Annotated in this window: 7 protein-coding genes, 1 pseudogene and 1 CRISPR repeat array; of the genes and pseudogenes, 4 read left to right on the top strand and 4 right to left on the bottom strand. The window is 73.7% G+C overall.

The genetic code is table 11. The features are described from left to right. Positions 1-7: 7 nt before the first annotated feature. A CRISPR array of direct repeats spans positions 8-1,694; the repeat unit is 29 nt; unit sequence GTCGGCCCCGCGCCTGCGGGGATCCTCCG. A 467-nt stretch (positions 1,695-2,161) separates the two neighbouring features. Continuing rightward, a complete protein-coding gene (locus ACIBK5_RS15710) occupies positions 2,162-3,193 on the top strand; it encodes a hypothetical protein (protein WP_399019873.1) in 1,032 nt (343 codons plus the stop codon). A gap of 520 nt (positions 3,194-3,713) precedes the next feature. Here ACIBK5_RS15710 and uppS read toward each other — a convergent pair. Further along, complete coding sequence (gene uppS, locus ACIBK5_RS15705) at positions 3,714-5,459, bottom strand: polyprenyl diphosphate synthase (RefSeq protein WP_399019872.1); 1,746 nt, start codon at positions 5,457-5,459, stop codon at positions 3,714-3,716. 293 nt (positions 5,460-5,752) lie between these two features. On the opposite strand from uppS, the pseudogene ACIBK5_RS15700 reads away from it, so the two are divergent. Continuing rightward, positions 5,753-5,897 (top strand): annotated as a pseudogene (locus ACIBK5_RS15700) (histidine kinase dimerization/phospho-acceptor domain-containing protein); the annotation flags it as partial. A 108-nt stretch (positions 5,898-6,005) separates the two neighbouring features. Here ACIBK5_RS15700 and ACIBK5_RS15695 read toward each other — a convergent pair. Further along, the gene (locus ACIBK5_RS15695) at positions 6,006-6,683 is read right to left on the bottom strand and encodes an ANTAR domain-containing protein (protein ID WP_399019870.1); all 678 of its coding nucleotides are present in this window, start codon (positions 6,681-6,683) and stop codon (positions 6,006-6,008) included. A gap of 190 nt (positions 6,684-6,873) precedes the next feature. Here ACIBK5_RS15695 and ACIBK5_RS15690 point away from each other — a divergent pair, with 190 nt between their 5' ends. Together ACIBK5_RS15690 and ACIBK5_RS15685 are read left to right on the top strand one after the other, a co-directional pair. Next, entirely contained in the window at positions 6,874-7,224 is a 351-nt protein-coding gene (locus ACIBK5_RS15690; protein ID WP_399019868.1) for an STAS domain-containing protein, read from the top strand. Continuing rightward, on the top strand, positions 7,221-8,174 hold the full coding sequence (locus ACIBK5_RS15685; protein WP_399019866.1) for an anti-sigma factor RsbA family regulatory protein: 954 nt from the start codon (positions 7,221-7,223) through the stop codon (positions 8,172-8,174). The genes ACIBK5_RS15690 and ACIBK5_RS15685 overlap by 4 nt, the downstream gene beginning before the upstream one ends. A gap of 21 nt (positions 8,175-8,195) precedes the next feature. Here the strand turns inward: ACIBK5_RS15685 and ACIBK5_RS15680 are convergent, their stop codons facing one another. Both ACIBK5_RS15680 and ACIBK5_RS15675 read right to left on the bottom strand, forming a co-directional pair. Further along, positions 8,196-9,233 carry a rod shape-determining protein gene (locus ACIBK5_RS15680; protein WP_399019864.1) on the bottom strand — a complete coding sequence of 346 codons (1,038 nt, stop codon included), beginning with the start codon at positions 9,231-9,233 and terminating at the stop codon, positions 8,196-8,198. Positions 9,234-9,382: 149 nt separating this feature from the next. Further along, positions 9,383-13,741 carry an SAV_2336 N-terminal domain-related protein gene (locus ACIBK5_RS15675; protein WP_399019862.1) on the bottom strand — a complete coding sequence of 1,453 codons (4,359 nt, stop codon included), beginning with the start codon at positions 13,739-13,741 and terminating at the stop codon, positions 9,383-9,385. Positions 13,742-13,764: the final 23 nt, after the last annotated feature.

The raw sequence follows: 13,764 nt of genomic DNA, 5'->3' as shown, positions 1-13,764 counted from the left end.
GCGACCTGTCGGCCCCGCGCCTGCGGGGATCCTCCGGTCGACGGCGCCGAGGTGCCCGTGATCGTCGGGTCGGCCCCGCGCCTGCGGGGATCCTCCGGGCATCGGCGCGCTCGCCGGTGTGGCGATCGGGTCGGCCCCGCGCCTGCGGGGATCCTCCGGGCATCGGCGCGCTCGCCGGTGTGGCGATCGGGTCGGCCCCGCGCCTGCGGGGATCCTCCGGACATCGAGAAGCTGATGCTCTCCATCGCGAAGTCGGCCCCGCGCCTGCGGGGATCCTCCGCATCTCACCGAATCCGAGGCGTCCGCCGAAGCCGCCCGCCTGTCGGCCCCGCGCCTGCGGGGATCCTCCGGAGCTGCGGGGCGATAACGGCCTGCTCGACTCGTCGGCCCCGCGCCTGCGGGGATCCTCCGGTCTGTTCGGTCTGGTCCAGTGCTGTTGCGCCGTCGGCCCCGCGCCTGCGGGGATCCTCCGGTGCTCCCGGCAGTGCAGCAGGCCGACACCCGGTCGGCCCCGCGCCTGCGGGGATCCTCCGCCCCCGGCGGAAGGCCGGGGGCCGCTCACTACTTCGGCCCCGCGCCTGCGGGGATCCTCCGGAGTGAGGCGCCATGCTCGAACTCGTCCGCCGGTCGGCCCCGCGCCTGCGGGGATCCTCCGCGTCTACCGAGCCGTCTACCGCAGCGTGACCTGTCGGCCCCGCGCCTGCGGGGATCCTCCGGTCGACGGCGCCGAGGTGCCCGTGATCGTCGGGTCGGCCCCGCGCCTGCGGGGATCCTCCGCTGCTGACGGACAACCGGTGGATGGTCCGCGCGTCGGCCCCGCGCCTGCGGGGATCCTCCGGGCATCGGCGCGCTCGCCGGTGTGGCGATCGGGTCGGCCCCGCGCCTGCGGGGATCCTCCGGACATCGAGAAGCTGATGCTCTCCATCGCGAAGTCGGCCCCGCGCCTGCGGGGATCCTCCGCATCTCACCGAATCCGAGGCGTCCGCCGAAGCCGCCCGCCTGTCGGCCCCGCGCCTGCGGGGATCCTCCGATCGAGCGGATCACCTCGCTCGCCGCGCGCCTGTCGACCCCGCGCCTGCGGGGATCCTCCGGACCAGGCCAGCGGCGGCTACAGCAGCATCCCGTCGGCCCCGCGCCTGCGGGGATCCCCCGTTCGTGTGCGCGGGACGTGCACCGAAGGCCACGTCGGCCCCGCGCCCGCGGGGATCCTCCGTTCGACCAGGGCGTGCCCGGACTCGGCGGCGAGTCGGCCCCGTGCCCCGCGGATCCTTCCTCCCCGCGCATCACCCACCACCCAGCCGTCGGTCCCGCGCCTGCGGGGATCCTCCGTACTCCTGGCCCGGAGTGACGGCCGGCCGGTCGTTGGCCTCGCGCCTGCGGGGACCCTCCGACGGCGACACCGTCACCGCCCACGGCACCTCCGTCGGCCCTGCGCCCGCGGGGATCCTCCGTGAGCGCTGCTCGACTGACCGCCGAGGAGATGGTCGGCCCCGCGCCTGCGGGGATCCTCCGCGACCGGGGGCACTCCACCCACCCGTCCGCACGTCGGCCCTGCGCCTGCGGGGATCTTCGTCCGGTGTAGACGGGAGCTACCGAAAGCCTGTGTCGTCCCTGCGCCTGCGGGAATTTTCCGCCGATGACCTGCACCAAGCCGTCGGCCTGGGCGTCGACCCCGCGCCTGCGGGGATGCTCCGACGAGCCCTCCCGGCGCAAGGTGTGGAACACGATCGAGCCTTCTCGGCCCTCGAACAGCCCGAACCTTTCCTGCCCTGACCAGGCGACCTTCGCAACTCGACCTTGCTGCTGCGCGTCAGTGCCTTCAGCAGGAGGACGTGCGGCTGGGCCGGATCCTGCCCTGGGGTCGGAGGTGCCGGCTCTCCAGCCGCGTGATTGGACCTGTCACCTGACCTTGGAGCAGATCCAATGGGTGAAATTTGGTCGGAGTAATGGTCAGTAGAAGCACAGTGACACGGTCCTCGCGGCACACTGATGTTGGCCCTCCCGGTGGGCCGACATCCGTAGGTGCGCTCCGACCAAGTGCACCCAACCTCGGTCGTCTGGCGGATGTGAAGGAGCCAGGCCCCGTCCTCAGATCAACTACAAGTGCTCGCACCTACCTGTGCCGGGCCGGGGTCGGACGGTCGGCGAATCAGGAGTGCTGATGAGCCACGGAAACATCCTCACGCAGAAGGCCCGCTACCGCTCCCGATGCACTGGCATCGGGCATCAGAGTTGCCTTCAACAGCTTCACAGCAGTCGCGGGCAGGCCCCGGTGCCAGCCGCGAGCCGCAACCAGGCACGCTTGGAGGCCGCCTTCTTCGAGCGGCTGGGCGGCACCGTCGACTACTGTGCGCACCCTGCTGGTGTCGCACAAGTTCGTCCGGGCGTTGATCAACTGGTCGTGGAGCTTGATCCCAAGCTTGGACCTCATCACTCGCTTCCGGAACACTGCCTGCAAGCCCTCCTACCCACTCGGTACGCCGGCCCCGCCGTGGACGAAAGAATGGAACCGGGAGGCATCCCGGGCGTCCGGGTTCTCGGAGTCGATCAGAGCGGTCTCCACCTCGGTCTGGTCGGCACTGATGCCCGCGTTACCTTGCGGGGACCGAAGTCCAAGCAATGGCGGCACATCCTCACCGTTCACCGGGACTACTGTCGTGATCACGAGCTCGTACCTCTTTGGGACGCGACGGCGTTGACCTCGTTTGAGGCCGACTACCTGGCTACAGACTCCAGTTGGTGGGAGGAGCGGGCAGAGAACGCGTGGGTGGCGAGTGGGCTGCTCCGCCGGATCGCCCTGTTCCACACCGTGACCAAGCCGTTCTGCGTGAGGTACTGGCAACATGGCCTGGGTTGGAAGTTCGAGCTGCGCTACGAACATGGCCTCCCGGTAAACCACGACGAGCTACTCGCCCACCTGACCCAGCCCCAATGGGGGATCAACCTCCGGGTCAGTCGCGATCACTGCGCCTGCAAGCCCTGCGACTGTGACGGGGGAGCGGAGCGAAACTGCTGGTACACCCTTGATTCGGGAGCGGGCCAGCGAGGTGAGGTCGGCATTCACTTCAGGCGTATCGGCGTCGGGCGCACCTTGGTGCGGGAGTACGGGCGACTGGTTGCAGCGGGTGCCGATTCCGGCTGGCTCGCGCAGGCTCTCCCGTTCCACCATCGACGCTCGACGACGTCGGCATAGGGTTCCAGGTTGCCGGCCGAGATGTTCAGGCCCTAGACGAGGCTTCCAGCCCCGAGCCGTCGCGGCCGCTGAAGATGGTCCTCACATAGAGTTATGGCTTTGAGATGGCGACCCGCCCCACCTCCCGGCTGCAAGGTTCGTGATCAGAGGCGGGCGAGTCGCCGTCGGCATGGGCAAACGAACTGATTGCTCGTGTTCGCGTGAGCGCGGTCAGGTGGTGCAGCGAACGCTGCACCAGTCTGGATTGAGCAGGATCGAGTAGGACTCAACAGGATCGAATCCGGGGTGCAAATCGGGCACTCAGGTAAACCCGCAGGTGAGAAGCATCACCTGGATAGGTTCGAGTCCCACCCGCCCCACCACGCGCTACACGCGCAGAACCGTTTCTACTCGCGGAAGAGCGAGAACGAGGGCGCCACTCCCGGGTGGCGCCCTCGATTCATTCGTTCGGCTCCGCGGTGGCGCCGTCGGCCCAAGACCTCGGCGAAATAGAGGAGCAGGGCGAGTTTCTCGAAATGCGCTATTCCAGCGGGCCCGCGGTGGCCGAAGTCGTGCCGTGGCGGCGTTGGCGGCGGGTGTAGGTGCTGACGGCCTGCCAGAGGTCGCGTCGGTCGGTGTCGGGCCAGAGGCCCGGGGTGAAGTGCAGTTCGGCGTAGGCCGTGTGCCAGGGCAGGAAGTTGGAGACGCGGTGTTCTCCGCCCGTGCGCCAGAGCAGGTCCACGTCCGGCAGGTCCGGGCGGGGCAGGTGCCGTGCGAAGTCGTCCTCGGTGATCAGGTCCGGATCCAGCCGGCCGGCCCGGCTACGGCGGGCCAGGGCGGCGGCCGTTCGGGTGATCTCGTCCCGGCCGCCGTAGTCGATGCACATCGTCAGCGTCAGGCCGGTGCGGGAGCGGGTGGTGCGCTCCCGGAGGTGGAGGAGGTCGGCCAGGTCCGGCGGCAGTCGGCCGGCGCGGCCGTGCCAGCCCAGCCGGACGTCGAGGTCGCGGAAGGGGTCGTCGGCCAGTTCACGGCGCAGAAGGTCCAGGATCGCGTCGACCTCCTCGGCGTCGCGGTGCCAGTTCTCGGTGGAGAAGGTGTAGAGGGTCAGGTGCCGCAGGCCGATGTCCAGGGCGCCGTGCACCACCTCGCGGACGGCGGTGGCTCCGGCGCGGTGACCCTCGTGCCGGGGGAGGCCCCGCTGCTGGGCCCAGCGGCCGTTGCCGTCCATGATCACGGCGATGTGGGCGGGCAGCTGGGCGGGCGGGATCTCCGGTGGCCGCTCGCCACTGGGGTGGGGCGGCGGAGGGCGGAAGCCCGCGGTGTGCGCCGGGCGGGTGAGGGCGGGGCGTCCGCCGTGGACGGGCCGGTGCGCGGGCGGCACCGTCAGGGGGGTCAGGCTCCAGGCCAGCGCCGCGCGGGCCCGGGCGGGGGCGAGGATCCGGACCCGGGTGAGAGGCCCGGGCCGGGGCGTGGCCCGGAGCAGGGCCGACCCGGCGGCGTCGATGGCGTCGAGCTGGGCGCGCAGCAGGGCCGCCATCGTGTGCAGGACGGTGGCGGGGCCGGGGTGCATGCCGCGGCTGAGGCCCTCCTGGGTCACCCACTGTCGGGCCAGGCCGGTCAGCTGGGCGATCAGGGCGGATACAGCGGGGCTCCAGCGGCGGTGCGCCAAGTCGGCGGCGGACCCGGGGTGGTTGTCGAGGGCCTCGCCGGGCAGCAGGAGGTCGCCCTGGGCGAGGTCGGCGGACAGGTCGGTGAGGATGTCCGTGAGCCGGACGCCGTCGAGGAACTCCTCGTAGGTCTCCCGGGTGTCCAGCCGCAGCGCCACGGGTACGCCGGCCCGGTCGAAGAGCGTGCGGACCTGGCCGAACCAGGGCAGCAGGTTGTCCCGGCCCCAGGTACGCCACTCGGTCCAGCCGGTGAAGTGCCTGCCCCGGGTGTCGTCCTGGACCTGGATCATGGCCGCGTGCAGTTCGGACAGGTCCAGGCGCCAGCGGGCCGCGGTGTGCACGAGGGCGTGGCGGACGGGGTCCGGGCTGGTGCCCGTGGGCAGTTCGCGGTGCAGGGCGCTGATCCACTCCCCGACGCGGGCGGCCCGTTCGGCGGCGGGGGCGGTGCGGTCGTCGCCGAGGTCGTCGAGGGCGTTGGCGGCCGCCCACAGGGCGTACAGCGCCGGGCGCAGCGGGGCGGGCACCAGCTGGATCAGGGCGTGCTCCGCGGGGTCCTGCCGCCTGGTCCGGAGCCGGCACAGCCGGTAGGCCGCCCGCAGTGCCGGGTCGTCGCCGATCACCGTCCGCGCGGTGCTCGTACGTCGGTCTGCCGGGGCTGGGGTCGCGGGAGGCACATCGCTGACAACGAGAGCGGTTCGTCCAGGTATTGCGCTGAACAAGTGGGTTACCGCGGGGCGGAGGTGCCGGGGCGCCCGTGCGGTGCCTGCTGTCGTCCGAGTACCCCGGAGGGCTGCGCCGGCGCCCGCGGGTGCCGGGCGCCGACAGGGTGAGGGGCGCCGACTGGGTGAGGGGCGCCGACTGAGTGATAGGCGCCGACTGGATGAGGGGCGATCGCCGGCTGCGGCCGGCGAAGCACCGGTTCACGGCGGGCGCGGCCCACGTGCTGCGCACGCCGCTGACCGGGCTGCGCGCGGCGGCCGGACTGCTGCCGCCGGGCCGCCCGGCAGAGCTGGTGCGGGACCGGGGTCGCCGCACTGCGCATGCTCGCCGAGGATCTTGCCGGCCGCTGCCCCGAGTCGTGCCCGGGCCGCCCGGAGGGGACAGGGCCGGTGGCTCCAGGGGAGGGCGCGGGCCGGTGGCTCCAGAGGAGGGCGCGGGCCGGTGGCTCAGCTCTGGTGGCGGCGGGCGAGGGCCTTGTTCAGGGCCGTGCGCAGTTCGGGGGGCGGCGGCGGGCCGTCGGACTCCGCGCTGGCCGTGACCGCGGCGGCCACGTCGCGGAGCTTGGTGTTGGAGAGCTGGGACGTCTCCCGGAGGATGTGCCAGGCCTGGTCGGAGGTGCAGCCGTGGGTGGCCATGAGGATGCCGCGGGCCTGGTCGATGACCGGGCGGGAGGCGATGGCCTGGCGCAGCTGCTCGACCTCCGACTGGAGGACGTGCAGGCGCTCCGCGCGTTCCAGGGCGACCGCCGAGGAGGCGGCCGGGGCGGGGTCGTGGGGCGCGGTGCGCAGCGGATCCGTGGTGTCCAGGCCCGCCAGCTCCAGGATCCGGCGCGGCTGGCCGTTCCAGTTCGTGGTCGTCACCGTCGTAGCGCGCGCCCGGCTGTAGTCCGCCAGGGCGTCCAGGAACTGCAGTCCGGCCGTGTCCATGAAATGCACGCCCCCCATGTCCAGGTCGACCCGGGTGATCGTGGCCGGAAGCTCGGCCAGGGTTCTGGCCAGGATGTCCGCACAGCCGTGAACGAGCTCACCACGCGGGGTGAGCTCGGCACGGTCCGCGTCGACGCGGCCACTGATGACCAGGGTGTTCAGCCCTCCTGTGAGGTGTGGTGATGCCGCTGACGTCATGTCACCGCCTTGTCGGTCCTCGTCGGTCGTCATCGGTCCCAGCCGGACTGCGCAACGATCACGTCGCCCCCCCGGTGGACGTCGGTGTCAGGTGCGCCTGCCCGCCTTACGGCGTACTACACCCGGTTCGGGGGAATGAGCTTTTCCCGGACGGGTACGAGCGCTGTGGACCAATCGTGGGGAGAGGGGCTTGAACACTCGATATCAGGTGCCGGCCGCCGGGCCCCGCGTGCCGGGCCTGGCGGTGTTTCCGCTGGCCGGGCGGCAGGGGGTCCGGGCGGCGGGAGAAGTCGGCCTGACGACCCGTGCGATCTGGGAAGGCGTACTGGAGCGGGCCGTTCGCGAGGATGAGGACGTGTACTACCTGGAGCTCTCCGATGTGACGTTCGTCGACGTCGCGGGCGCCGGTGCGCTCGCGGCCGCGGCCGGGCAGCTCCGGGACGGCCGGCGGTTCGTCGTGCGCCGGCCGCCGCCGGCCCTGCGCCGGACGCTGGACCTGCTCTGGCCCGACCAGGAGGGAATCGAGGTGGCGACGTCATGACCGCTGTCGCGACCGAGCCCTTCGGGCCCCTCGACCCCTTCGTCCACCCCGCGCTCTTCTACCGGGACGAGCAGGAGTACCTCGACGTCACCGTGCCCTTCGTGCGCGACGGCCTGGCGGCCGGCGAGCCCGTGGCGGTCGCGGTGCCCGGCAAGAACCTCGCCCTGATCCGTGACGCCCTGGGCGAGGCCGCGGGCGCCGTGAAGCTCCTGGACATGCGGGAGGCCGGACGCAACCCGGGCCGGATCATCCCGGGCGTGCTACGCGCGTTCGCCGACGCCCAGCCGCCAGGCCGCCGGGTGCGGATCATCGGCGAGCCCATCTGGGCCGGCCGCTCCGCCACCGAGTACCCCGCCTGCGTCCAGCACGAGGCGCTCATCAACGCGGCCTTCCGGGGCCGTACGGCGACCATCCTGTGTCCGTACGACGTCGGGCGGCTCCCCGAGCACGTCCTCGCCGACGCGCACGCCACCCACCCCACCGTCATCCCCTCCGGCTCCCGGGCGGAGCAGGACAGCGAGACGTACGCGCCCTGGGCCGTCGTCGACCGCTACAACGAGCCGCTGCCGCCCGTGCCGGACGCGCTGACGTTCCCCTTCGACTCCGACTCGCTCTCCCCGGCCCGGCACGTGGCCGTCGGGGAGGCGGCGCGGCTCGGTCTCACCGGCGTCAAGCTGGACGACCTGGCCCTGGCCACGGCCGAGCTCACCACGAACAGCGTGGTGCACGGCGGTGGTTCGGGCGTACTGCGGATGTGGTCCGAGGACGGGTACGTGGTGTGCGAGGTGCGCGACGAGGGGCGGCTCGCGGACATCCTGGCCGGGCGCAGTCCCGTCCCTCGCGACCAGCGCGGCGGGCGCGGGATCCTGCTGGTCAACCTGATCGCCGACCTGGTGAGGGTGCACCGGAGCGACGGCGGGACGACGGTGCGCTGCTGGTTCGCCCGCTGAGGGCCTCGCCCGCCGGGCGGCTCAGGCGCCCAGCGGGTCCAGCGCCAGCGGCTCGATCCTGCCCTCCAGCATGGCGCCGAGGCCCTGTACGGCGCACACGTCCGGGCGCTCGGCGATGCGCACCGGCATGCCGGTCGCCTCGCGCAGCATCTCGTCCAGGCCCGGCAGCAGGGCGCTCCCGCCGACCATCATGATCCCCCGGTCGGCGAGGTCGGCGACCAGGTCGGGCGGGCAGTCCCGGAGCACCTTGCCGATACCGTCGAGGATGGCGGTGAGCGGCGTCTGGATGGCGTCCCGTACGGCGGCGGTGTCGACCGTGACCGAGCGGGCCAGGCCCGTGGCGACGTCCCGGCCGTGGATCTCCGTCGAGGCCGGGCCGTGCGGGGTGAGGCCGTTGCCGGACAGGGCCAGCTGCAACGGCCGTACCGACTGGCTCGGCAGCATCAGCTCGTGCTCGTGGCGCAGGTGCTGCACGATCGCGTGGTCGACGGCCTCGCCGCCCACCGGGATGCGCTCGGCGGTGACGATCGCGCCCAGGGACAGCACGGCAACCTGGGTGGCCGCCGCCCCGCACACCATGATCATCGTGGCCTCGGGCTGCTCCACGGGCAGTCCGCAGCCGACGGCGGCGGCGATCAGGGTGTCGACCAGTTCCACACGGCGGGCCCCGAGACCGACCAGGGTCTCGATCGCGGCGCGCTGGGCCAGCGGGTCGGCGTCGTGCGGCGTGCAGGCCGCGGCGCGCAGGATCGGCTTGCGGCGCAGGCTGCGGCGCATCTTGTCGCCGAGCAGGTGCCGCAGCATGCGCTGGGCCATCTCGATGTCCACGACCGTGCCGCCGGAGACCGGCCGCATCACCCGGATGTAGTGCGGCGTACGGCCCGTCATCTTCTCGGCGAGCTCGCCGACCGCGATCAGGGCGCCGGTGCGGGTGTTCACGGCGGCGGCGGACGGCTGGTCGACGACGAGCCCGGCGCCCTTGACGTAGACGCGGGTGCGGGCCGCACCCAGGTCGACGGCGAAGTGGCAGCGGCGCAACTGCTCCAGACTGGCGGTCATGGCAGGTCCTCCCGAGAGCACAGACCGTGGAGGGCCGCCAGACGGCGGGCCTCCCTCGCCATCGTGCGCGGGAGGGACCGGGGACGCCTTTCCAAGGGGGCCGGGTGGGGCGCCGCCGAACGGGGGGTTCGGCGCCCGTCGGACAGGCCCTAGGGCTGGAGCGAGCGGGTGGCCTCCAGCAGGGGGGCCAGGGAGGTGACGGTGGCCTCGCAGCCCGCCTCGCGGAGTTGCCGGCCCGCGGTGGCGTTGCGGGCTAGGCCGATGAAGCGCAGGCCGGCCTGCTGGGCGGCGGTGAGTTCGGCGACCGTGGAGCCGATGAGTACGCCGGTCGCGGCGGCGCCGCCGGAGGAGTGCATCGCGCGCAGGAGACAGTCGGGGTGCGGAGTCAGCAGGGCGAGGTCCTCGCCACGGCCGTGGACGCCGGACAAGGGGAGGCCGTAGGGCTCCAGATAGCGGTGGACGGCCGGTGCGCCGACGTCCGTGACCACGCTGACCCGGCGTCCGGAGTCGTGCAGGGCGCGGACCAGCGGCACACAGTTGTGCGTGGTCGGCGCCGCGGGGAGCGCCAGCAGTTCGAGTTCGTCCAGGCGGTCCCGGAGCAGCGGGCCGAGCGGGTCGTGGGCGAACGCCCGCAGGACGTCCAGCGGATGGACGAACGTCTCCCACCCCGCCACGGCCGCCGTGTCCCGCAGGTCGCGGTGATCGGCGACCAGGGCGAGCAGGTCGAGGGCGGCCTCGCGTGCGGTGGTCGCCGAGAACAGGCGGGCCACCGGGCCGTCGAAGCCCAGCAGCACGGTCTCGGCGTCGCCGAGGAGACCGGACAGCGGGCGCGCCGCCGGGGCCGGGCCCTGCGGTCCGGGCAGGGCCGCCCCCTCAGGGGCCAGCTGCACCGACGCCGCCACGGAGAGACCCGGCACGGGCCACCGGCGCAGCCCGGCGTTGACCGCGCGCTGCGCCGCGCCCGCCCGGCGCAGCGGATGCCGGCGGGTGATCCGGGCCGCCTCCTCCAGCAGATGGCCGAGCAGCGGCTCGGACACCCGGGCGACCTCCGCGCGGACGAAGGCGACCGGGTCGTCCACGTGCCAGGACAGCTCGACCGCCGCGGCGAAGGCGCCCTTGCCGGAGCTCGGCAGGGAGACCCGGTGGTGGGACTGGTGCGTGGTGAGGTCCACCTCGTAGTACGTGACGTGCCGCGGCGGCCGGCTGCCGTGCGGCCGGGCGGGGTTGAGGAGGGTGAGCGGGCCGTCCGGCTGGGTGTGGACGACGGCCGTGCGGCCCGGGGCCGGTATGCCGAGCCGGCGCAGGTCGTGCGTGATGAAGGGCCCCCGCACCAGGTCGCGGTCCTCGGGCTCGGGGGCCGTGGAGGGGGACAGCGGGCAGTACCAGGCGACGGGCGGGGTGTCCGCGGCACCGCCCTGGTGGAGCGGCTGGAAGCGCCGGGGCCCCTGGGCCGCCGAGCTGCCGGCGAACTGCTCGTACACGGCCGGGGAGAGGACCACCTGGAGGTCGGCGGGCACCGGCGGTGTCACCGGTGGCGGGGTGGGCCCGTCCCAGAACGTCACGGTCAGGGGCGGCGGGTCCACGAGCCCGGACATGACCTCGGGGAGCCAGCGCACCACCGCGGCCAGCACGGGGAGGACGTAGGTGCCGGGCTCGGTGTGGACCTCGTAGCCGTTGCCGCGGACCCGGACGTCGACCTGGTGGGTGGCGAGGGCGCCGCGGGAGAGCATCTCGTGCACCGCGTACTCGAGGGTGATGCGGGCCTCGGGGTGGCCGGTGAGGTCGTCGGCCTCGAAGAGGATCGTGGGGCCGGTGGCCTCACCGGACGGCCCCGGTTCCAGTTCGGCCCGCGCGGTCTCGAGGTCCAGCCTGAGGGCGCGCAGCCGGTCCCGGGTTGCCGCGGCGGCGGGGCCGGGGACGCCGTCCAGGGGGTCGCCGTACCAGAGGCCGAGGATGCGCCGGAGGTCGGCGTGTCCGCCCATCGTGTCGCCGAGGAGCTCCTCGCAGTGGAGCGCGTCGACGTAGACGTCCGGCAGGTGCACGGCGTACGCGTGCGAGAAGGAGACGAGAGCGCCGGGGGGCAGCACGGAGCGCACCTCCGCCGCCAGGCGCTCGAGGCGGCCGACGGCCTCGTTCTCCGGCGGGGGCTCCTCCCACAGCCCGCTGGCCAGCTCCGTGTGGCTCACGCGCCGCCCGTGGTCGAGGAGCAGCATGCACAGCAGTGCCTGGGCGTGCGGTGAGGGAGGCTCGATGAGGTCGGTGCCGTCGCTGATGCGCAGTGGACCGAGCAGGGTGACGTGGCGCGGCGGCGGCCAGTGGGCCGTCGCGGGCAGGCGGGCGGCGTGGTTGGCGGCTTCGGGCAGCTTGTGCTTGTCGATCAGATCGAGCAGGGGCTCGTGCGCGGCGGGAACCGACAGGCCCGCGGCCAACTCTTTGAGCAGCCGGCGGAATTCGGCCAGGTCCGACTCGAGGCCCTTGCCCCGGGATTCCTCGCCCAGGGCGAACCGGCTCAGCAGCACCGTGCCGTCGGGCCGCAGCAGCAGACCCTCGGGCCCGCGCTCCCCACGCACCAGACCGTGTTCGTGGAGGGCCTTGAGGCCCAGCATGCCCTGGCACACCACGCGGGCGAACGTCCGGAAGGAGATGCCCGGCCGCACTTCGGACAGCGACAGACCGTCCACGAACTCCGTCACCAGGTACGGCGCGTCGTCCTCCACCCCGAAGTCGAGCACCCGCACCAGATGCGGATGCTCCAGCTCGGCGAGCGCTCGTGCCTCCCTCAGGAACCGCTCGTGCGGAGCGGGCTGGTCGCGATACCGGCGTACGACCACCTGCTGATCCGTGCGGACGTCGACGGCGCTGGACACCCGGCCGCTCCACCCCCGCCGTCCGGCCAGCCGGTACCGTCCCGCGAACAGTGGCTCCGGCCGCCCCTCCCCGCCCAGCCGCCGTACCGTCTCCTCGCTCACTGTCGCGAACGCGGGCCCCGAGCCGTGCTGTCCGCCGTCCGTCTCGGCCCGGAACTCCCCGGCCGCCAGCCCCGCCCGTTCGTCGATCAGGCCGCCGACGCGTTCGAGGAACTCCCGGGTCCGGCCCCGGGCCGAGCGGGGCAGGGAGCGCAACAGCAACTCCCTTACACCGGGCCGGAATTCATAGGAGCCGGGCGGGCCGGGGGCCTCGGCGAGCATGCCGCTGAGGATCACCTCGGCGAGGTGCTGGGGGTGCGGGTCGCGGTCCACGGTGCGCTGAACGAGGCGCATCACCGGCACCGACGGGACCGCCAGGGCGAGATGCCCGGCGAGACGGAAGGCCTCGGGGGACGCGGTCGCGCGAAAGCGCAGCACCAGGTCCTCCGGGGAGGCGGTGGTGATGTCGGGGGTGGGCTCGGCGGGTGGTGCGGGGGCCGGGGACAGCCAGGCCGCCGCGCCCGGGGTGCGGGCACCGCCCGGGTCGGCGACCAGGGCCGCCCAGTGGGCGAGCCAGGGTGCGCCCGGTTCCAGGACCGGCAGGGGCAGGGCCCGGTCGGGGGCCGGCGCGGTTTCGTAGGGGGTGAAGGCGAGTGCCGCCGAGGGCGCCGCCGTGGACGGGGCGGTCAGCAGGCCCGGTTCGGCGGGGAGTGCCGTGCCGGCCCAGAGGTGTTCCGGCAGGGGCTGGACCACGGCGAGCGGCATGTGGCGGGCCCAGCGGCGCAGGGTGCGGTACCACCGGTCGCCCGCCTCGCCCGGGCGCCACTGCGGGCCCATGCAGTCGCTGATGACGAGGGTGACCGTACGGCCGTCGTCGAGGACGGGGACCTGGCGGGCCCGGCCGTCGGGTGTGGCCGGACGCAGGCTGACCGTGCGGAAGATGCCCGACTGGGCGAGGGCCGTGTGCAGTTCGCTCACCAGGGGGCGCCAGACCGGCATGGTGGGGCCCGTGTCGTGCACGAGGTTCAGCCGCAGCCAGCGGTCGGGGGCCGGGCGCAGTACCGGGAGCCACACGTCGGGGTGGGCGCCGAGCCGGGCGATCCGGTCGGCCGTCGCCCGTTCGTCCAGCACCCGCAGGTGCGGGGAGGGCACCTTGCGCTGCAGCGGGCGCAGGGCGCGCTGGAGTGCGAGGGGGTGGGGCAGCATCGGGGGTGCCGGGGCGAGGAGGGGGGAACCGCCGCCGGCCGCTTCTCCCTCGGCGTGGCCCGGGGAGCGTGGCGCGGGCAGGCGCAGCGGGACCCGGTCGGGCCTGGGCGCCGGGGCCGTCGGTGGTGGCTCGAAGGGATGTGGTGGTACGGGGGTGGGTGGGGTGTCGCCCTGGGGCGCGGGGGCCTCGGCTGTCTCCTCTGGCGTGGCGGGACCGACGGTTCCGGGCTCCCTCGCGGACGGCTCGTCCGCCTCCAACCGGCCCGCCAGCCACAGCAGTTCCGCGAGCTCCCGAGGTGTCGGCGACGCACCGGCGGCGGAAAGCGCCGCGGCCAGACGGGCGACGGGGGACTGCCCCGCCTCGCGATCAGCGCGCGCGGGTCGAGCCCCGGCCACGCGGCCGCCGGCCGCCGAAGGGC

This window comes from Streptomyces sp. NPDC050546 (assembly GCF_044457425.1).
Classification (GTDB): Bacteria; Actinomycetota; Actinomycetes; order Streptomycetales; family Streptomycetaceae; genus Streptomyces.
Note: the sequence above shows the minus strand (reverse complement) of the source record. Positions and strands in the feature narration are given on the sequence as shown.